Raw genomic sequence first — 20,900 nt, forward strand, 5'->3', positions numbered from 1 at the left:
CATGACGGCCGACTTCAAAACCCCGATCAGCCTCGATGACCTTGCCAAGATCGACATCCGGGTCGGTACTATCGTCAGCATTACGGAGATCGAACGCTCACGCGATCTCGTGCATGCCGTCGTCGATCTCGGCTCCGAACGGCGCAATGTCGTCATCGGCATGAAGCGCGAGCGCGCCGATGTGAAGGAAGTGGTCGGGCGCCAGGCCCTGTTCGTGGTCAATCTTCCGCCCCGCAAGCTCGCCGGCATCGTTTCCGAGGCGATGGTTTTCGACATCGGTTATGAGGACGGCATCACTCCGGTCCTCGCCATCCCGGAAAAACCTGTCCCGAACGGCACCCGTGCCGGCTGACCCGGCCATTCCCCCCAATAATGATAGGTCCCGAAGCGCCGCCATGAATTGATTCCGTGCGGCCACACTTTTACCTTGCAGCGCAGGGCATTGGGGGACCGAAGCCCGTAACGGAATTGCAACAGACGGCGGCCGCGGATGCAGGTGCATCCGCGACGGGCGGAGCTTTGCCCAGGGCGCGCCGCAAGCAGGACGGGCTTATACGTGACCAAGACAACCGAACGTCGGCCGGGGCGGCAGCTTCGTCATGGACTTCTCCTGGCCAGCACGGCGCTGGCCGCGCCTTTGTTCATCACAATCGCGTCACCGGCCGCGGCTCAGCAGGCGGGCGGCCAGGGCGGAAATGCCAGTGCCGGTATCAATCCCGGCGGCGGCGGCAGCGCCGGCCAGTCCGGCAACGGCATTGTCATCGGCACCAATGGCGGCAATGGAGCGAATGGCGGCGGCGGTATCCTCGGCGGCGGCGGCGGTATTTCCGACTGGGGCGGCGGCGGCGGCCGGGCTAGCGGCCGGGCTGCCGGTGGTGGCGGCGGCGGCGCCGGCGGCGTCGGCCTCGTGATCGATGCCGATGCAACAGCCCCGATCGGCACGAATACTTTCGGCGCCAGCGGCGGCAATGGCGGCCATGCCTCCTCGATCGGCTCGGGCGCCAATGGTGGGCGGGGCGGCGGCGGCGGTGGCGGTGGCGGCGGCAGCGGCATCTATGTGACGAGCCCCGGCACGGATGCGACCATTACTGTGAATGCCGGCGTTACGGTTCAGGGCGGCAATGGCGGTGCCGGCGGTGACGGCAACTCCACAAACGGCTCGGCCACCAGCGATGGCGGGCGGGGCGGCAATGGCGGCCACGGCATCACCGTCAACAGCATGACCGAGCATGTCACCATCAACAACAGCGGCACGATTTCGGGCGGCGTCGGCGGCACCGGCGGTTACGGCACGACCGGCATTCGCAACAGCGCCGGCGACAAGGGCTCCGGCATCATCGGCAGCAATGTCACGATCACCAACAACGCCGGCGGCATCATCAAGCCGGGCGACGGCGCCGTGCCGGTGGACTACACCAACACCGGCAGCGTCAACAACGCCATCACCATCACCGGCGGCACCAACAGCATCAAGAATGCCGGCAGCATCAATGGCCGCATCGAGCTCGGCGGCCTGAGCACGACGACTGTCTCAGGCGCCTATTCCAACGCGTTGAAGATCATTGGCGGCTCGACCATGAAGGTCGAGGGTTCAACCGCGGCGGGCGACGCCACCGGCTTCACCACGATCCAGAATGGCGGCACGATCGATATCGGCGCCGGCCGCAAGGTCACCGCCATCGGCGAGGTCATCAACGGGCAAGAGGCCGTCATCAAGATCGGCGCCAATGCGACATTCGCGGGCGGCAATAGCGATCTTTACAATAACGGCACCATCGACGTTGGCGCCGGCGGCACGTTCTCCAATGGCGCCGGTATCAACAATTGGGGCGGCACCATCAATTTCAACGGCGCCGGCGCCAAGATGATCGCCGGCAACGGTTCGATCACCAATTGGGGCCAGATCAATGTCACCGCCGGCGACGTGACGGTGACCGGCAGCTTCGACAATTCCAATGGCGGCAAGATCTCGCTCATCGGCGGCAACATGTCGGGCGTGACCACGCTCGACAATGGCGCGGGCGGCACGGTCGACGTCGGCGCCGGCCGCACGCTGTCGGTCGTGACCTTCAACTCGACCGCCGGCAGCACGACGGGATCGGGCACCATCAACGCTTCCGACGCCATCAATCTGAGCTCCGGCGCCTATGGCACGGTCTTCGCCGGCACCGGCGACCTGACCAAAAGTGGTCCCGGCAAGGTGACACTGACCGGCGAAAACACCTATTCGGGCGGCACCACCATCGAAGCCGGCATACTCGAGATCGGCAATGGCGGCACGACCGGCTCGATCACCGGCGATGTCGCCAATAGCGGTACCCTCGCCTTCAACCGCTCCACCAATTCGACCTTCTCCGGCAATGTGACCGGCACCGGCAACGTGACCAAAAGCGGCGCCGGCACGCTGACCGTGACCGGAAGCATGAGCCATGCCGGCGGCACCACGATCTCGGCCGGTACGCTCGAGATCGGCAATGGCAGCACATCGGGCTCGCTGTCGGGCAATGTCAGCAACAGCGGCACCCTGGCCTTCAACCGCTCCGACAATATCGATTTCGGAGGCATCGTCTCGGGAACCGGCGATCTCGTCAAGAAAGGCGCCGGCACCCTCACTCTGACCGGCGCCAGCACCTATTCCGGCGACACCCTGATCCAGCAAGGCACACTGAAGCTCGGCGCCGGCGGCAGCCTCGCCGCGAGCACCGATGTCGATGTCGCTGCGAGCGCAACCTTCGACCTCAACAACCATGCCCAGACGATCGGGCGCCTCTCGGGCGCGGGCGAGGTCAAGCTCGGCGCCTCGGGCGCGCTCACGGTCGATATCACGACAACGGTTGCTTTCGAGGGCGAGATCACCGGCGGCGGCTCGCTCACCAAGGCGGGCAACGGCTATCTCGTCCTGACCGGCGAGAACACCTATACCGGCGGCACCACCATCTCGGGCGGCAAATTGCAGATCGGCAGCGGCGGCACGACCGGCTCCATTGCCGGCGACGTCACCAATAATGGCGAGCTCATCTTCAACCGGTCCGACGACATCAAATTCGAAGGCGAGATCACCGGCTCGGGCAAGCTCATCCAGAGCGGCATCGGCGTGCTGACACTGACCGGCGAGAACGACTATAGCGGCGGCACGAGGATCAATTCCGGCACCTTGCAGATCGGCGATGGCGGGACCTCGGGCAGCATCACCGGCGATGTGGAGAATGGCGGCACCCTCGCTTTCAACCGCTCGGACGATATCGAGTTCAGCGGCGTCATTACGGGCTTAGGCGGTCTCGTAAAGGACGGCGGCGGCAAGCTCACGCTCACCGGCGCGAATTATTTCAAGGGTGACACCGAAATCAAGGACGGCACTCTGCAGGTCGGCGACGGCGGCACCTCGGGGCAGATCACCGGCAATGTCATCAACGACGGGACGCTCATCTTCAAACGCTCGGATGACATCGATTTCGGCAGCGAGATTTCCGGCTCGGGCGATCTCGTAAAGGACGGCGATGGCGTTCTGACCCTTCGCGGTGATGCCACTCATACCGGCGGCACCACCATCAAGAACGGCACATTGCAGATCGGCGATGGCGGCGTCTCGGGTTCGCTTTCGGGCGACGTCGTCAATGACGGCACGCTCGCTTTCAACCGTTACGACTACGAGTTCGAAGGCGACATATCGGGCTCAGGATCGCTCGTCCAGAAAGGCCCGGGCATTCTGACCCTCACCGGGTCGGCGACCCATACCAGCGGCACATCCATCGAAGCCGGCACCTTGCGCATCGGCGACGGCCGCACGACGGGCTCGATCAGCGGCGACATCGTCAATGACGGCGCCCTCGTCTTCGACCGGTCCGACCATATCACTTATGCGGACGACATTTCCGGCATCGGCGGCGTCACCCAGCAAGGCACCGGCACACTGACGCTCACCGGCACGAATACTTATTTGGGCGGCACGACGATCTCGAAAGGCACGCTTGAGATCGGCAATGGCGGCGAGACCGGCTCGATCAGCGGCGATGTGACGAACAACGCCATCCTCGCCTTCAACCGCTCCAACGATCTCGACTTCGACGGCGTCGTCTCAGGCACCGGCGATCTGGTGAAGAAGGGGGCCGTCACGCTCACACTGACCGGCGCCAATACCTATACGGGCGACACCAAGATCCAGGCCGGCACCCTCAAGCTCGGCGCCGGCGGCAGCCTCGCCAAGAGCACCGACATCGACGTCTCGGCGAACGCCACTTTCGACGTCAATGGCCACGCCCAGACCGTCGGCACGATCACCGGCACGGGCGAGATCAAGCTCGGCGCCGATGGCGAGCTGACGGTGGACTTCGCCTCGAAGGACGCCGTTTTCGCCGGCACGATCAGCGGCGGCGGCAGCCTGGTCAAAACCGGCGCCTTTTCCAAGCTCACCCTTTCCGGCGACAACACCTATGCCGGCGGCACGACGATCGAAGAAGGCATCCTCCAGGTCGGCAACGGCACCACCGGCTCGATCAGCGGCGACATCGTTAACAATGCCGCCCTCTTCTTCGCCCGCAACAACGCCATGACCTATGATGGTGACATTTCGGGCACCGGCGAGATGCGCAAATACGGCGCGGGCGTTCTCACCCTCACCGGAACCGTGAACCACACGGGCGGCACCGAGATCGCCGACGGCACGCTCAAGATCGGCAATGGCTCGACGACGGGCTCCATCTCGGGCGATATCCTCAATGACAGCAAACTGGTCTTCGACCGTTCCGACGAGATCACGTATGAAGACGAGATTTCCGGCAGAGGCAGCCTCACCCAGGCGGGCGCCGGCACGCTCATCCTGACGGGCGCCAACAGCTACAGCGGCGGCACCATTATCGCCGCCGGCACACTGCAGATCGGCAATGGCGGCAAGACCGGCTCGATCACCGGCGATGTCGCCAATGACGGCACGCTCGTCTTCAAGCGCGTCGACGACATTGCTTTCGGTGGTGACATTTCGGGCGCCGGCAAGCTCGTCAAGGAAGGCGCCAACAAGCTCACCCTCACCGGCGCCAACAGCTTCACCGGCGGCACCACCATCAAGGCCGGCGCGCTCGCGATCGGCGATGGCGGCACGACCGGCTCGTTGTCGGGCGCTGTCGTCAATGACGGTGAGCTGATCTTCAACCGGTCCGATGCCGTCACCTTTGCCGGCGCCATCTCAGGCACGGGCAGCCTTACCAAGCTCGGCGACGATGTGCTGACCTTGACCGGTGTGAACAGCTACAGCGGCGGCACCACGATCACCGAAGGCACGGTCAAAGGCACGGCACAGAGCTTCGGCACCGGCCGGATCGACAATGACGGGGCGCTCATCATCGACCAGGCGACCAATGCCAGCTTCGCCAATGCGATCGAGGGCGAGGGCAGCTTCACCAAGACCGGCGCCGGCATGCTCACCCTCACCGGCACATCGGGGCTGACCGGCGCCACCAAAGTATCGGCCGGCACGCTTTCGGTCGCGGGATCGCTCCTGGGCTCGACCGTGACGGTCGAGGAAGGCGCGACACTCTCCGGCACCGGCCGCATCGGCGGTCTGGTCGTCGCGGGCGACGGCATCCTCGCCACCGGCAATTCGATCGGCACCCTCATCGTCGAGGGCGACGCGACATTCGAGGCCGATTCGATCTTCCGGGTCGAGGTCGACGAAACCGGCAAGGCCGACAAGCTCGACGTGACGGGCGATGTGACGATCGAAGGCGGCACCGTCGATGTGCGCGCCGGCACCGGCAGCTATGGCCGCCTCACCAACTATACGATCCTCACCGGCAAGAGCGTCAGCGGAGAATTCGACAACGTCACCAGCAACCTCGCTTTCCTCGATGCCAGCCTGTCCTATGGCACCGGCACCAGCGTGGTCCTCGAGCTCGAGCGCAACAACATCTCCTTCGGCGAGGTCGCCCGCACCCGCAACCAGCGCGCCACCGCCGATGCCGCCGAAAAGCTCGGCGACGGCCATGCCGTTTTCGACGCCATTCTCGATCTCGACGAGAACATGGCGCGTCAGGCCTTCGACAGCCTGTCGGGCGAGGTCCACGCCTCGGTGCAGAGCATGCTGCTGATGGACAGCCATTTCACCCGCGACGCGGCCCTCGAGCGCCTGCGCACCGCGTTCGGCGGGGCCGCTTCCGAAAGCGTTCCGGTGATGGCGCTCGCCGCTTTGCCCGACAGCGGCGTTTCGCTGTGGGGCACAGGCTTCGGCTCCTGGGGCAAGACCGAGAGCGACGGCAATGCGGCAGGCTTCAGCCGCACCTCTGGAGGCTTCATCGCCGGCGCCGATGCGGCGGCGAGCGAAAATCTGCGCTTCGGCGCCTTCACCGGCTACACCCGGTCCTCCTTCGACGCGAGCGACCGCGAGTCCGAGGGTGATGCGAGCTCCTATCACGCCGGCCTCTATGCCGGCGGCAATTGGGGCGGCTTTGGCCTGCGCGCCGGCGCCTCCTATAGCTGGAGCGACATCGACACCACCCGCGACATCGACTTCGGCGGCCTCGAGGAGAGTCTCGACGGGGATTACACCGCCGGCACCGCGCAAGCCTTCGGCGAGGCGGCCTATCGCTTCGGCACCGGCGGCTTCGCGCTCGAGCCCTTCGCCGGCCTGGCCTATGTGAGCCTCGACACGGATGACGCCGATGAGGATGGCGGCACCGCGGCACTCTCTGTTCAAGGCGATACCCAGGCTTTGACCTTCTCGACGCTCGGCCTGCGCGCCGAGGGCCGTTTCGCCCTCGACGACGTGACGCTCACCTTGCGCGGCATGGGCGGCTGGCGCCATGCCGAGGGCGATCTCACGCCCCTCATCGATGTCTCCTTCGGCGACGCGCCGGGCTTCAGCATCGCCGGCGCGCCCGTCGCCGCGGATACCGCGATATTCGAGGCGGGTTTCGATCTGACCTTGGGCGCGTCGACGAAACTCGGTCTGGCCTATATGGGCGAGATCGGTCGCGATGCCGAGCAGCATAGCGGCCAGGCGAGCTTCGCTATCGAGTTCTGAGTTTCAAGCATCAGGCCATGTGGCCTGACGGAGTGGAGGGCCTAAGCAATGCACCCCCGCGCGGCCCTCCACTTCAGAGTTCGAGCGTCTCGCCGTCCTCCGGGATGCGTAGGCGCCCTGTCCCAAGTCCACGGGCTTTCGCGGCGGCGCGGAGATCGGCGCGCGTCGTGGTCGCATGATCGAGCGCCTCCATATGGACAGCGACGATCGTTGCGCTGGCCGCGAGGTCGACCGTGGCCATCGTCTGCTCGGCATCCATGACGATGAGATCGCCGTCCCATTTGGCACCGCAGGAATGGGTGACGACGATATCGGGCCTCGTCTCGGCGATGGCGCGGGTGACCGGCGGATAGAGCACCGTGTCGCCGGCCCAATAGATTTTCGGCTCGTCCTGCGCGGCGAGCGTGAAGCCCATCACCGGGCCCATTTTCTCGACCACCGGACCCAGACCATGGCTGCCTTCGCGGCGGGTGAAGACGAGCCCCTTCCAGTCGATCACGTCGAGCAGCGGCCGCACGTCGGTGAAGCCCGCTTCGAGAATGGTTCTCTCATCGCCCGGCTGGCAGATGAGCGGCAGGTCCTTCGGTACCCGCTCCTTGGCGACGCTGTCGAAATGATCGGTATGGAGATGCGACACCACCACCAGCTCGACGCCGTCGAGAATCTCCTCGATCGGGCTGGTGAGCTCGACCATCGGATTGGGCGACCGGCCGGTGAAGGACGGCAGGCTGTGTTTCGGCGCCAGATAGGGATCGATAAGGACCGTATGACCGGCATAATCGAGCTTGAGCGTGGCGTTGCGGAAGAGCCGCAGTTTCATGTCTTTTCCTCGTCTTCACTACGTTACATTGCAAAACGGCAGCAATTTCGGTGTTTGATTTGCCTCACACCGGCTTCTTCGCTATCTTCTTACCCAGGGATAGAGCGCAAATGGGACGGCTGATCCTCGGACTCTTAGCAGTTTTGCTGGGCTGGAACACAGCAGCTGCCGAGCTGGTCAAACTGAAAGACTTTGAGGTCGCAGGCTGGGATGCGGCCGTCTATGCCGATGCCGGCACTGGCAAGCTGGCCAATTGCATGGCTTGGGGCAGTTACAAGAGCAACGTAAACCTCCATGTCATTGTCTATCGCGACTTTAGATGGGGCTTGGGTTTCAGTAACGATAACTGGCGTATGCCCACGGGGGTATTCCGTCTCGCTTATCGTTTTGATGAGGGACAGTGGTTTACGACGAATGTCTGGGCCCATGAAGAGGTCGGCCTTTCTATTGGAATGTGGCGGACGACGCAGCTCATGTCAGGCTGTTCCGACGCAGCCGGATCCTGGACATAAGTATACCACAAGGCGAGTACAGCTTTCGACTCGACGGCACAGCGCGCATGCTGACTACACTGGCGCAGTGCGTGGAGGTTAACCTTGCCGCGGAGAACGGCGTGGTCACGGAAAAGCCGCGCGCCAGGCCCAACAACAAGACTGCCGTCAAAACCAAACCCGCCAAAGCGCCGCAAGTTGCCGAGAGCACGCCGCGCGACAGCGCCGGCACCGGCTTCATCGTCTCCGACAAGGGACATGTCCTGACCAATCAACACGTGGTCGACAGATGCAGCACGATCACCGTCTCGCGCACCGGCGACACCGCGCAGCCCGCCACGGTCCTGCGCAAGGACGTCATCAACGATCTCGCCGTCCTCAAGATCGACGCTGTCCCGGCGCCTGACGAGATCGCGCGCTTCCGCGCCCGCTCATTGCGCGCCGGCGAGACCATCGCGACCTATGGCTTTCCCCTGACCGGCATGCTCAGCGCCTCGGGCAACATCGTCAGCGGCAATGTGAGCTCGCTCGCGGGCGTCACCGACGATGTCCGCCTCTTACAGATCTCGGCTCCGGTTCAGCCCGGCAATAGCGGTGGTCCCTTGCTCGACATGCAGGGCGCCGTGGCGGGCATCGTGAGCGGCAAGCTCAACGATCTCGCTGCCGCGGAGGCGAGCGGCAGCCTGCCGCAAAACGTCAATTTCTCGATCAAGGCCAATGTCGGCATGAATTTCCTCGACGCCCACTCCATTCCCTATGAGATGAGCAGCGAGACCGCCGCGCTCGATTTACCGGCGGTTGCCGACAAAGCGAAAAAATTCACCGTCTTCATTGCCTACAAGGGATAGGGACTGGATCAGAGCCTCTTGCCGCTCCGGGCGTCGAAGAAATGCAGGTAGTTCAGCGGCAGATCGACAAAGGCCGCCTCGCCCGGCAGCGCGGTATCCTCGGGGAAGACCACGGTGAGGTCGGTGCCCTCGATATTGCCATGGACGATTTTCTGCGAGCCGAGCTCTTCCACCAGCGTGATCCGGTAAGGCAAGGACTGGGCGCCTTTATTGCCGGAAAGCTTGATACGCTCGGGCCTGATGCCGAGCGTGATCTCGCCTGACGGCAGGGTCCGACCGGCCGCAACAGGGCTGCCCGAAGGGAGCACCACATTGCCCGCGTCCGTCTTCACCTTGATGAGATTCATCGCCGGAGAGCCGATGAAATTGGCGACGAACAGGCTTGCCGGCTTCTCATAGATCTCGAGCGGCCGGCCGATCTGCTCGATATCGCCCTGATTGAGCACGACGATGCGGTCGGACATGGTCATCGCCTCGACCTGGTCATGCGTCACATAAAGCGTTGTGATGCCGAGGCGCTGCTGCAGCTGGCGGATTTCCACCCGCATATGGTTCCTGAGCTTGGCATCAAGATTGGATAGTGGCTCGTCGAACAGGAAAGCCTGCGGCTCGCGCATGATGGCCCGCCCCATCGCCACGCGCTGCTGCTGGCCGCCCGACAGCTGGGCCGGCCGCCTTTCGAGCAATTGCTCGATCTGCAGGAGGCTCGCCACTTCCTTTACCCGCGCCGTGATCTCGGTCTCGCTTTTCTTGCGGATGCGCAGGCCATAGGCCAGGTTCTCGAAGATGGTCTTGTGCGGATAGAGCGCATAATTCTGGAACACCATGGCGATGTCCCGGTCCTTGGGCTCGAGCGGCGTCACCACCTTGCCGCCGATCAGGATATTGCCGCTGGTGAGCTCTTCCAGCCCCGCGACGATGCGCAGGATCGTCGACTTGCCGCAGCCCGATGGGCCGAGCAGGCTGATGAACTCACGATCCTTCACGGTGAGCGAGAAGTCTTCGATGACCTTCACTTCACCGAACTTCTTCTTCAGATTCTTGACCTCGATACTGGCCATGCCCCAGTTGCTCCCTAATCCTTGATGGCGCCCATCGACATGCCGCGGACCATGTAACGTTGGGCGAGAAACGAGAAGACGAGGACCGGCGCGACCAGGACCATGCCGGCGGCGGCGACATAGTTCCAGCCGACCTCGGTCCAGGTGATGAATTCGGGAATCGCCACCGGCAGTGTCTTGGCCTGCGACTTGGTGAGGATCAGCGCGAAGAGGAACTCGTTCCACGAGAAGATGATGCAGAAGATCGCCACGGCAAAGATCGAGGGGCGCAGCACCGGCACCAAAATGTCCCAGATGGCGCCGAGATGCGACTGCCCGTCGACCATCGCCGCCTCCTCGAGCTGCACCGGCACCGCCTTGATGAAGCCGGTCATCATCCACACCACGAAAGGCAGGTTGAAGGTCGTATAGGCGATGATGAGCCCGGTCTTGGTGTCGAGCAGGTTGAGCCCGTTGAAGATCATGAAGATCGGCAGAGCGGCCACGATTGGCGGAAACATGCGGATCGACAGGATATAGAAGGCGAGATCATCACGGCCGCGGAAATTGTAGCGCGCCAGCCCATAGGCCGCGATGGTGCCGAAGAACAGCGAGAAGACGGTGCTGCCCACCGACACGATCAGCGTATTGGTCAGCATCTGCAGGATCGGCTTGGTCTCGAAGATGAAGCGGTACGAGTCGAGCGTCGGCGTGAACCAGAAAGTGGCGGCGATGCCGTCATAGATCTGCTGCTGCGTCTTGAAGGACGATACCGCCAGATAGAGGATAGGCAGCAGCGTGAAGGCGCCGTAGAGAGCGAGGATGCCGTAGCAGACGATCCAGTAGAGGCGGCTCTTGGGCGACATGGCTCAGGCCCCCTTCCTGCCGGCGATGAAGCGGTTCAGGATCTTGACCATGATGGTGATGATCACCAGCATGGACAGCGCCACGATCGCGCCCTGATGCATGAAGAAATATTCGAAGGACTGGCGGAAGGCCATGACGGCGAGGGTCTCGCTGGCGCGTCCCGGCCCGCCATTGGTCATGATGTAGATGATGTCGAACATGCGGTTGAACGCATCGATGGTGCGCATCAGGACCGCGATGATGATGATCGGCTTCATCATCGGCAGCATGATGTCGCGGAAGATCTGGAAGGCGTTGGCGCCGTCGACCTGCGCGGCCTCGAAGGGCGAACGCGGCAATGCGCGCATGCCGGCGAGCAGCAGCAGCAGCATGAAGGGCGTCCATTGCCAGACATCGGCAATGACGATGCCGACCAGCGCCGTCGAGGGCTGGTTCAGGATCGAGTAATTCTCGACGCCTACGGCCTTCAGGAGGCCGGCGATGAGGCCGAACTCGCCGTTGAAGAGGAAACGCCAGATGGTGCCGACCACCACGGGGGTGAGCATCATCGGCATCAGGAAGAACGGGAAGATGAGATTGCGGCCGCGGAAGTTGCTGAAGAAGAAATAAGCGAGCATCAGCCCGAGCACGAATTCGAGCGTCACCACCGCGACCACCAGAATGAGGGTGGTCAGCATGGACTCCCAATATTCCGGGCTTTCGATGAAGACTTCCCGCAGATTGTCGGTGAGCGACCAGCCGGACAGCATCGGATTGGTCAGGATCACCGTGTGGCTTGCGAGATAGAGCGAATAGACGAGCGGAAACAGTGTGATCGACAGCAGGATCAGAAGGGTCGGCGACAGGAAGAGCAGCGGCCGGAGCCGGCGCAGCAAAGGTGCTCGATAGATTTCGGCGCCAGACATTCTGAAAGACCCGGTTCGCGGCGGCAAGGAAGGAAAGTCCGGCGCCATACCGGCACCGGACTTCTCTGGTTTCAGGAGATCAGAGGAGCTCGACCTTGGCCGTGCCCTTGAAGTTGGAGGTGACCGACTTCGGATATTCGTTGTCGCCCTTGTAGAAGCCGTATTGGCGCATCAGCTTGGCGACGTCCTTGTCGGCCTTCACGATCGCCTCCTCGACACCGATCTTGCCGATCATGCAGTCCTGGAAGGCGATGGCGACGGTATCTTCCCACTGCCTTTCATTGGCGATCTTCGGCGCATCCCAGAGTTTCTTGCCGACCAGCTTGGTCGCCTCGAGCAGGATCGGGAAATGGCCGTACTTGTCGGTGTATTTCTCGAGCAGCTTGATGCGCGAGGGCGCCGAGTCGCCGGCCACCACGATCTTCTCCTGGATCGCGGGCGACGACAGCCACTGTGAGAAGAGATAGGCCGCTTCCTTGTTCTTCGACGTCTTGGAGATCGACAGGCCGAAGCTCGCGAGGCGGGTATAGCCGCCGGTCACCTCGCCATTGGGCGCCGGCGTGTCATAGCCGGTCGGCGCCCAGGCATAGGCGTTTTTGCCCGCGACCTTGGACTGCTTGGCGTCCTCCTGCACCGCGAAGATGATCGCCCAGTTCAGGTTCATCGCGATATTGCCCTGCGCATAGGCGGCCGACGCCTCGCCCAGCTCGAAATCGAGCGAGCCCGGCGGCGTCAGCTTGTTCTGGTAGATGTCGCGGATGAGCTGCATCGCCTGCTTGGCCTTCTCGAAATTCTCCGGCGGCTGCGAGAAGGTCGGATGCAGGTAGTCGTCGAACACGGTGCCGCCCATCGACAGATAGGGAATGGTCACCATCTCCATCATGGCGGTCCTGAGGCCATGGATCACATAGCCGTATTTGCCGTCCTTGCTGAACTGGGCGGCCTGGTCATAGAGCTCCTTCCAGGTCACCGGCGCCTTGAGATTGGACTCGGCATACCAATCCCTGCGGTAGGCGAGGATCGGGAAAGTGTACATGTTGGAGAACATGTAGACCTGGTCGAGATAGGAGTTGGTCTTCTGGCACTCTTCCGAGAGATCGGCGTAATCGAAGCTCGGATCCATCAGCTTCGCATCCGCCATGAAGCCGGTCAGCGGCTCCATATAGGGCGCATAACCCGGGAACCAGATGGAATCGATGTTGAACAGGTCATATTCGTCCGATCCGGTGGCGAGGAGCTGCATATGCTTGCCCACTGCTTCGCCATATTGCACCGTATCGATCTGGATCTTGATGCCGGTTTCCTTCTCGAAATCGGCAATGAGCGGCCGCATGAAATCGTTATGCGGATAGCCGGCGAGGTTCGACACGCGGACCGTGGCGCCGGCATAGGGTTTGGCGGCCTCGGCGAGTGTCCAGCCTTCGGCGCGCGCGATGCGCGGCGCGATCACCGCACCGCCCATGCTGGCCGCGGCGAACCCCGCCGCCATCAGGCTCGAATTGCGCAGGAATTCGCGCCGGCTCGTCGACACTTCCTCGAGGAAGCCGAGGCGGCTCGCCATGGCTTTCCCGAAGGCATTCATCATCTCTTTGGTGTCACGCTTCATTGTCTTCCTCCCAGTACAAACGCAGTTGGCATTGATTGGAGCGTTTCCTTGTCGCCAAAGTCGAACAACTTTGGCGGGAAGCGCTCTGATTTTTAAGCGTATGTCATCGTATCGAGGTCGATCAGCTCGACCTTGTAGCCGTCCGGATCCTCAATGAAGGCGATATGGGTGGTGCCGTGCATCATCGGCCCCGGCTTGCGCGGGATCCTGGCGCCCTCGGCCTCGAGGCCTTTGCAGACGCCATGGATGTCGCGCACGCCGAGCGCGATATGGCCGTAAGCGGTGCCGAGCTCGTAGCCTTCCGGCTTGTCCCAATTATAGGTGAGCTCGATCACCGCATTGGACTGCTCCGGACCATAGCCGACGAAAGCGAGCGTGAACTTGCCCTCCGGAAATTCATTGCGCCGCAGGAGCTTCATGCCGAGCAGGCGCGTATAGAAGTCGATCGATTTGTCGAGATCCTTGACGCGCAGCATCGTGTGCATCAACTGGAACTTGGATCCATCCATCTAGCTGTTTCCTTTTTCGCTGTGAAAGCCGTGCGCCGCGCAAGCCGCGCCCGAATGACGGGCGGCCATGAGGATGCGGCACATCTCGCCGTTTGATTGTGCGCTCATCGTCACCTTGCGGGCATGGCGCAGATGCCGGGGCAGTGCTCCGGCATCGATCGCCTCGCCCTCGGCCGTCGTGAAAGCGAGATCGTCATTGGCAAGACCGATGCCTCGCCGCTTCGCCAGATAGTCGCCCGCGAGTGTCTTGAGCTCACCGCCCTGGGCGTCGGCAAGCCCATCGAGCTCGGCGACGCTCATCCGGATCAGGAATTCGTCGCCGAAACCCGCCCGGCGCATGAAATCGACAAGCGCTTCCTGCCGCATCAGAAAGGCTTTCTTGTCGAAGGCGAGACGGAGATCGCCGAGATCGTTCTCGGCATGGCGCGGAAAGACTTGCGCGAAGGACTGCCGCTCGCTGATGCCGCGGCTGATCTCGTCGGCCGCGAAATGATCGACGAGCTCGAATTTGAAATTCCGCACCCAGGGCAGCGCCAATACGGCATCGCGAATGTCGCCGCCCATCAGGAAGACGAAATTGGCCGGGCACCAGAAGGTCGGCAGGCGCAGCGTGACGGTGACGCTGTCGCCGTCGATCTTCGTGCCGACGATGAAATTGAGCGCCGCGACCGTCTCGTCGATCTCGGGATCGCGCACCGCTGCGATGGCCGCCTGGACCTCCGCATCGCGCGTCATATCGGAGAGGACGCTCGCCATGGCGTCAGGCCGCGGTCTTGATCTGGAACTCGGCCGGCACCTCGATGCCATAGAGCTTGGCGCAGTTGAGGCCGAGGATTTTGCGCTTCACGTCGAGAGTGACCTGCGTGCCGGCTTCCCGCGCGGTCTCCTCGTCGAAGGAGAAGTCCATGAACTTCTCGATGATCCATTTCGGGCTGGTGATCGCGTAATCGGAGCCGAAGAGCAGCCGGTCGGGGCCGACATAAAAGAGAAGATCGCACAACATGCGGGTGAAGTATTTCGGCCGCGCATGGATATAGGACGGAATGAGCGCCAGCCCACCATAGACATTGGGCTCCTGCCCCGCGATGAAGCAGAAATCGTCGATGCGCGGCATGCCGCAATGATCCACGATGAAATTCAGATCGGGGAACATGGTCGCGACCCGATCGACGTCGCGCACATCGAAGGCGTCGTAATCGAGCGGATGCGTCGTCGGCCCCTTGTGGATATGGATGTTGGTGATGCCGAGCGACCGGCATTTCTCGATATAGGGGGCGACGAAATCGTCCTTCAAAGAGTAGCCGCGCGACACGCCGTTCCATTCGGCGGTGTAGAGCTTGACGCCCTTGAAGCCATAGGTGGCGAAATCCTCCTCGAGCTTGTCGAGACCCATCTGGCCCTCGCGCGGATCGCAGCGGCCATTGAGCACGACTTTGTCGGGATGAAGATCCTTCAGCGTCGAGCAGAGCTTCGTGGTGTTGAAGCCGTTGATATAGAAGTCCTTGAGATAGACCGGCAGCATCACCGCCATGTCGCAATAGCCGTCCTCGAAGAGGTCCTTCGCCGCGCCCTCGGCGCCGTAATAGTTGAAGCGGTTTTGGTCCCAGCGCTGGTCGGGCGGCGTCATGCCGACATGGGCGCCATAGAATGTGTCGATGAAGGTCTGGCCATAGCGGTTGCGCCGGTTCTCCGGGCGCGCGTCCCACACATGCACATGCGCATCGATGACGAAGATCTTCTCGCCCGATTTCGTGACGTACATGGCTCCTCCCTAAGGCGTTTCCGGAGTTTTATGCTTATTTCCGGCTTGCGTTGGACATCCTATCGTCCTAATGTTGGACAACCGTATAAGACGATATAAGCGGTGTCAACAGTCATTGTGGGAGGCCGGATGCTGAGTGTTTCAGAGAGCGCGGCAAGCGACCGCGCCAGTCTGCTCGCATCCCTGGCCGCAGCGGTCGGCGAGAGGCAGATCGTCAGCGGCGACAATCTCGGCCGCTATAATAATGACTGGACCGGCGACCATCGGGGACTGGCGCTCGCCGTGGTCAGGGCGCGCGGGATCGAGGATGTCGCCGCCACCATCCGCTGGTGTCACACCCATGGAGTTCCTCTCGTCCCGCAAGGCGGCCATACCGGCCTCGTCGCCGGCGGCACGCCCACAGCTTCGGGCAATGAGGTCGTGCTCAGCCTGGAATTGATGAACAAGGTGCGCGAGATCGATCCCGTAAACGGCGTCGCCATCGTCGAGGCGGGTTGCGTCCTCGCCGATCTCAAAGAGGCGGTCGACAAGGCCGGCGCCTATTTTCCGCTGTCCATCGGCTCGCAGGGCAGTTGCCAGATCGGCGGCGCCATCTCCACCAATGCCGGCGGCATCAATGTGGTGCGTTATGGCATGACACGCGCGCTGGTGATGGGGCTTGAAGTGGTTCTGCCGGACGGGCAAGTATATCGCGACCTGCGGGGGCTCCATAAGAACAATACGGGCTACGACCTGAAGCAGATGTTCATCGGCGCGGAAGGAACGCTGGGCGTGGTCACGGCCGCCGCCGTCAAGATCGTGCCGAAGCCGACCCAGGTGGAGACACTGTTTCTCGCCACTTCCTCGACCCCGGCGGTCATCGAGTTGTTCCGCCGCATCCGGACCGATTCAGGCGATCTCATTTCCGGCTTCGAACTGATGGGCGCGCCCTCGATCGAGCTCGTCTGCGCCACCGAGCCCAATATCCGCAATCCTTTGTCGGCGATCTATCCGGCCTATGCGATCGTCGAGCTCTCGGCGTCCGGCGGGCCTGCGATCAAGCCCTGGCTCGACACCTATCTGGCGACGCTCATGGAAGAAGGCCTCGTTCTCGACGGCGTGATTGCCCAGAACCAGGCGCAGGTCGCCGAGATCTGGGCCCTGCGCGAAGGCATCGTCGAGAGCCAGGCGCGTTTCGGCGCCTATCTGCGCACCGACATCTCGACGGCGATCTCCGCCGTCGCCCGTTTCATCGAGCGCGGCACCGAAGCGGTCGAGGCCCTGGTGCCCGGCGCCCGCTGCCTGCCCTACGGCCATGTCGGCGACGGCAATCTGCATTTCAACGTGATCCGCCCGATGAACATGACGCCGGAAGAATTCGCCCCGCTCATCCACAAGATAGAAGACGAGCTCTTCACCATCGTAGACGAGTTCGGCGGCAGTATCAGCGCCGAGCACGGCATCGGACTCGCCAAACGCCACGCTTTCGAGGCGCGTCTCGAAGATGTGCCGCGCCGCCTGATGCAGACATTGAAGCAGACACTCGATCCGCGGAACATCATGAACCCCGGACGCATTCTTTCATAGGCCGGAACGACAAATGTCCATCAAGCCCCGCCAGCTCAGTCGCGCGCCGCTCCCTGACCGCATCGCCGACATGATCAAGCAGGAGATTGCCGAAGGCCGGCTGGCGCCGGGCGAGAGACTGCCACCCGAGCAGGTCCTGGCCGAAAATTTCGGGGTGAGCCGCAATGTGGTGCGCGAAGGCATCGCCCGCCTGCGCAATGAGGGCATCATCGAGTCGCGCCAGGGCATCGGCGCCTTCGTCGCCACCTCGCCGACGCCGACTTTGCGCCTCGATGCGAGCCTGCGCTCACCCGACCGCCATCAGAGCCTGTTCGAATTGCGCGCCGCGCTTGAAGTGCGCGCCGCCGAGCTCGCGGCGCTGCGCCGCACCGAGGAGGACCTGCAGGCGATCCAGCGCGCCTTCGACGACATGGAGCGCAGCATGGACTGGGGCAAGGACGGCGTCGAGCACGACATCGAATTCCACCGCGCCATTGCCGGCGCCACCGGCAACGGCTTCATGCTGGCGACCATCATGTTCATCGCCGAACATCTGAAGGAAAGCATCAAGCTGACGCGCACCATGTCGGACATCAAGGAAGTGAACGCCGTCACGTTGCAGGAGCATCGCGCCATTCTGGTCGCCATCGGCGCCCGCGATCCGGCAGCCGCCAAGCTCGCCATGGCGACCCATCTCACCAATGCGGCGACCCGCATCGGCATTCAATCGCCGGCCTGACCGGCATTCTTCGGGGGAAGCAGGAATGTATCTCAAGAAATTCGACCTCACCGGCAAGACCGCTGTGGTGACCGGCGCCGGTCAGGGCATCGGCCTCGCTTGCGCCGAAGCCTTGTGCGACGCGCATGCCCGGGTGATCGTCACCGACATCGACAGAGAACGCTGCGAGAGCGCGCGCAAGGCGCTGGCCGAACGCGGGCATAATGTGGAAATACGCGCCCTCGACGTCACCGACAGCGCCTCCATCGACCGCATCGCCGACGAGCTTGCCGGAGCGGGGCGCAGCGCCGACATCCTCGTTTGCAATGCCGGCATCGCCCAGGCCGGTATTCCAGCCGAAGAGATGAGTGATCAGGACTGGCTGCGCATGATCGATCTCAACCTCACCGGCGTCTTCCGCTGCTGCCGCAGCTTCGGGCGCTACATGCTGGAGAAGCAGTCGGGTGCTATCGTCAATATCGGCTCGATGTCGGGCACGATCGTCAACCGGCCGCAGCAGCAGGCCCATTACAACGCCGCCAAGGCCGGCGTGCATCATCTGACCCGCTCGCTCGCCGCCGAATGGGCGACGCGCGGCGTGCGCGTCAATGCGGTAGCGCCGACTTACATCAACACGCCGCTGCTCCACTTCGCGCGCGAGAACAAGCCGATGTTCGCCGAATGGATCGACCAGACCCCGATGAAGCGGGTGGGCGAGCCGGAAGAGATCGCCTCCGTCGTGCTGTTCCTCGCCTCGGAAGCGGCGAGCCTGCTCACCGGCTCGATCGTCGCCGCCGATGGCGGCTATACGAGCTGGTAGAAAGAAGATGTCGACAGTGTCTCCGCTGCCCGCCACCATGCGCGCGATCGTCTGTCATGGTCCGAAAGACTACCGCCTGGAAGAAATCCCCGTCCCGGTGCCGGGACCGGGCGAGGTCCTGGCCAGGATCCATTTCGCCGGCATTTGCGCCAGCGATCTCAAATGTTATCTGGGTGCGCCGATGTTCTGGGGCACCAACGACAAGCCCGGCGGTTATTGCCAGCCGCCGATCACCGCCGGCCATGAATTCATCGCGGAAGTGGTGCGGCTCGGCGACGGCTCGGCCGAGAAATATGGCCTGGCGGTCGGCGATCATGTGATCTCCGAGCAGATCGTGCCGTGTGAGCAATGCCGCTTCTGCAAGAACGGCCAGCACTGGATGTGCGACATCAACGATGTCTATGGCTTCCGCCAGAACACGCCGGGCGCCTGGGCCGATTACATGCTGTTTCCGGCCAAGGCGCTGAACTACAAGGTACCGAAGTCGCTGCGCCTCGATCACGCCGCCTTCATCGAGCCCCTCGCCTGCTCCATCCATGCGGTCGATCAAGGCAATATCCAGCCGGACGACACGGTCGTCATCGCCGGCTGCGGGCCATTGGGGCTCGGTATGGTCGCCGCCGCGAAACTGAAAGGCCCCAAACGTATCATCGCCATCGATCTGCACGAGACGCGGCTCGCCAGCGCCCTGCGGTCGGGCGCCGATCTGGCGCTGAACCCGAGGACCGTCGATGTCATTGCCAAGGTGAAGGAGCTGACCGAGGGCTATGGCTGCGACGTCTATATCGAGGCGACCGGCAGCCCGGCGGGCGTCGGCCAGGGCCTCGAGATGATCCGCAAGCTCGGCACCTTCGTCGAGTTCAGCGTCCTGGTCGAGCCGGTTTCGGTCGACTGGACGATCATCGGCGACCGCAAGGAGCTCACCATTCGCGGCGCCCATCTGAGTCCCTATTGTTATCCGCGCGCCATCAAGATGCTGGAAGACAGCCTCCTGCCGATGGACGAGATCATCACCCACCGGCTGGCGCTCGCCGACTATCAGCACGGCATCGAGCTGGTGCGCACCGCGACGGGGTCGACCAAGGTGGTCTTCGATATGAGTCTCTGAGATTGGTCAGGCCAATTGACAGAGTGCCGTCTCTTGCCTAGACGAGGCGGCATGACCGAAGAATCCGTCACCATCATCACCGGCGCCGGCAAGGGCCTGGGCAAGGCCGTCGCCAAAGATCTCATCGATAGAGGCGGTCATGTCGTGCTGGTGGTGCGCTCAGAGGCTTCGGCTTCGATGCTCGCAAAGGAGTTCGGCGCCAAGGCCGTGATCGTGACGAAAGACGTCACGGCGCCCGATGCCGCCGAAGCCGCGCTCGCCGCCGGCGTCGCACGCTGGGGCAAGGTCGATGGGCTCGTCAATAATGCCGGCGTCGTCGATCCGATCGCCCGCATCGCCGATTCGGATCCGGCGCAATGGGAAGCGGCCATCGCCATCAATCTCGTGGCACCTTACCGCTTCACCCGTGCTTTCCTGGCGCAAGGCGACAGATCAGCGAAGCGGCGCATCGTCAACATATCGAGCGGCGCCGCGCATCAGCCGCTCGAAGGATGGAATGCCTATTGCGCCAGCAAGGCCGGCCTCGCGATGCTGACGCGCGCGACCGGACTGGAATACGCGCAGGAGAATGTTTTCGCCTTTGGTCTCCTGCCCGGTGTTTTCGATACCGGCATGCAGGCGACCATCCGCGCCTCCGGCATCAATGAAGTGAGCCGCCTGCCCAGGACCGCGCTGCGCCCGCCCGAGGAGCCGGCGCGCGCCACGGCCTACCTGCTGTCAGGTGCTGCCGATGATCTCGCGGGCGGTGAGGTCAATATCAGGGATGCGGGATTCCGCGAGCGCGTGGGATTGCCGGGGCTGTAGGCAATAGCCGACTCTCTCAAACCCTCATGCTGAGGTGCTTCGCCG

Annotated in this window: 17 protein-coding genes; 9 read left to right on the forward strand and 8 right to left on the reverse strand. The window is 63.1% G+C overall.

The features are described from left to right. Position 1: 1 nt before the first annotated feature. Both JHL16_RS18890 and JHL16_RS18895 read left to right on the forward strand, forming a co-directional pair. On the forward strand, positions 2-352 hold the full coding sequence (locus tag JHL16_RS18890) for a tRNA-binding protein (RefSeq protein WP_200186403.1): 351 nt from the start codon (positions 2-4) through the stop codon (positions 350-352). 204 nt (positions 353-556) lie between these two features. After that, positions 557-7,012: an autotransporter-associated beta strand repeat-containing protein gene (locus JHL16_RS18895; protein ID WP_200186404.1), complete on the forward strand. Its 6,456-nt coding sequence runs from the start codon at positions 557-559 to the stop codon at positions 7,010-7,012. Between the two features lie 73 nt (positions 7,013-7,085). Here JHL16_RS18895 and JHL16_RS18900 read toward each other — a convergent pair whose 3' ends face one another. Then, entirely contained in the window at positions 7,086-7,832 is a 747-nt protein-coding gene (locus JHL16_RS18900; protein ID WP_200186405.1) for an MBL fold metallo-hydrolase, read from the reverse strand. Between the two features lie 110 nt (positions 7,833-7,942). Here JHL16_RS18900 and JHL16_RS18905 point away from each other — a divergent pair, with 110 nt between their 5' ends. Then, positions 7,943-8,344 carry a hypothetical protein gene (locus JHL16_RS18905; RefSeq protein WP_200186406.1) on the forward strand — a complete coding sequence of 134 codons (402 nt, stop codon included), beginning with the start codon at positions 7,943-7,945 and terminating at the stop codon, positions 8,342-8,344. 101 nt (positions 8,345-8,445) lie between these two features. Further along, positions 8,446-9,171, forward strand: coding sequence for a trypsin-like peptidase domain-containing protein (locus JHL16_RS18910; RefSeq protein WP_200186407.1), 726 nt, complete (start codon positions 8,446-8,448; stop codon positions 9,169-9,171). Positions 9,172-9,179: 8 nt separating this feature from the next. On the opposite strand, the gene JHL16_RS18915 is transcribed toward JHL16_RS18910, so the two are convergent. The 7 genes from JHL16_RS18915 to JHL16_RS18945 all read right to left on the reverse strand — a co-directional run bounded on the left by JHL16_RS18915 (position 9,180) and on the right by JHL16_RS18945 (position 15,860). Beyond that, positions 9,180-10,232, reverse strand: coding sequence for an ABC transporter ATP-binding protein (locus JHL16_RS18915; RefSeq protein WP_200186408.1), 1,053 nt, complete (start codon positions 10,230-10,232; stop codon positions 9,180-9,182). 14 nt (positions 10,233-10,246) lie between these two features. Beyond that, on the reverse strand, positions 10,247-11,077 hold the full coding sequence (locus JHL16_RS18920; protein WP_200186409.1) for a carbohydrate ABC transporter permease: 831 nt from the start codon (positions 11,075-11,077) through the stop codon (positions 10,247-10,249). 3 nt (positions 11,078-11,080) lie between these two features. Continuing rightward, positions 11,081-11,983 carry a carbohydrate ABC transporter permease gene (locus JHL16_RS18925; RefSeq protein WP_200186410.1) on the reverse strand — a complete coding sequence of 301 codons (903 nt, stop codon included), beginning with the start codon at positions 11,981-11,983 and terminating at the stop codon, positions 11,081-11,083. Between the two features lie 79 nt (positions 11,984-12,062). After that, positions 12,063-13,589, reverse strand: coding sequence for an ABC transporter substrate-binding protein (locus tag JHL16_RS18930; RefSeq protein ID WP_200186411.1), 1,527 nt, complete (start codon positions 13,587-13,589; stop codon positions 12,063-12,065). Positions 13,590-13,681: 92 nt separating this feature from the next. Continuing rightward, positions 13,682-14,098, reverse strand: coding sequence for a lactoylglutathione lyase (gloA, locus tag JHL16_RS18935; protein ID WP_200186412.1), 417 nt, complete (start codon positions 14,096-14,098; stop codon positions 13,682-13,684). Continuing rightward, complete coding sequence (locus JHL16_RS18940; RefSeq protein ID WP_200186413.1) at positions 14,099-14,854, reverse strand: iron-sulfur cluster assembly protein; 756 nt, start codon at positions 14,852-14,854, stop codon at positions 14,099-14,101. A 4-nt stretch (positions 14,855-14,858) separates the two neighbouring features. Next, complete coding sequence (locus JHL16_RS18945) at positions 14,859-15,860, reverse strand: amidohydrolase family protein (protein WP_200186414.1); 1,002 nt, start codon at positions 15,858-15,860, stop codon at positions 14,859-14,861. 129 nt (positions 15,861-15,989) lie between these two features. Between JHL16_RS18945 and JHL16_RS18950 the strand changes: the two genes are divergently transcribed. The 5 genes from JHL16_RS18950 to JHL16_RS18970 are packed head-to-tail and all read left to right on the forward strand — an operon-like array spanning position 15,990 to position 20,855. Beyond that, complete coding sequence (locus tag JHL16_RS18950) at positions 15,990-17,426, forward strand: FAD-binding oxidoreductase (RefSeq protein ID WP_200186415.1); 1,437 nt, start codon at positions 15,990-15,992, stop codon at positions 17,424-17,426. 13 nt (positions 17,427-17,439) lie between these two features. Beyond that, positions 17,440-18,144: a FadR/GntR family transcriptional regulator gene (locus tag JHL16_RS18955; protein ID WP_200186416.1), complete on the forward strand. Its 705-nt coding sequence runs from the start codon at positions 17,440-17,442 to the stop codon at positions 18,142-18,144. Between the two features lie 25 nt (positions 18,145-18,169). Beyond that, positions 18,170-18,943, forward strand: a complete 774-nt coding sequence (locus JHL16_RS18960) for an SDR family NAD(P)-dependent oxidoreductase (protein ID WP_200186417.1) — start codon at positions 18,170-18,172, stop codon at positions 18,941-18,943. A 7-nt stretch (positions 18,944-18,950) separates the two neighbouring features. Then, complete coding sequence (locus JHL16_RS18965; RefSeq protein ID WP_200186418.1) at positions 18,951-20,051, forward strand: zinc-binding dehydrogenase; 1,101 nt, start codon at positions 18,951-18,953, stop codon at positions 20,049-20,051. 51 nt (positions 20,052-20,102) lie between these two features. Then, entirely contained in the window at positions 20,103-20,855 is a 753-nt protein-coding gene (locus JHL16_RS18970; RefSeq protein WP_200186419.1) for an SDR family NAD(P)-dependent oxidoreductase, read from the forward strand. Positions 20,856-20,900: the final 45 nt, after the last annotated feature.

Source organism: Taklimakanibacter albus (assembly GCF_016595235.1).
GTDB lineage: Bacteria > Pseudomonadota > Alphaproteobacteria > Rhizobiales > Aestuariivirgaceae > Taklimakanibacter > Taklimakanibacter albus.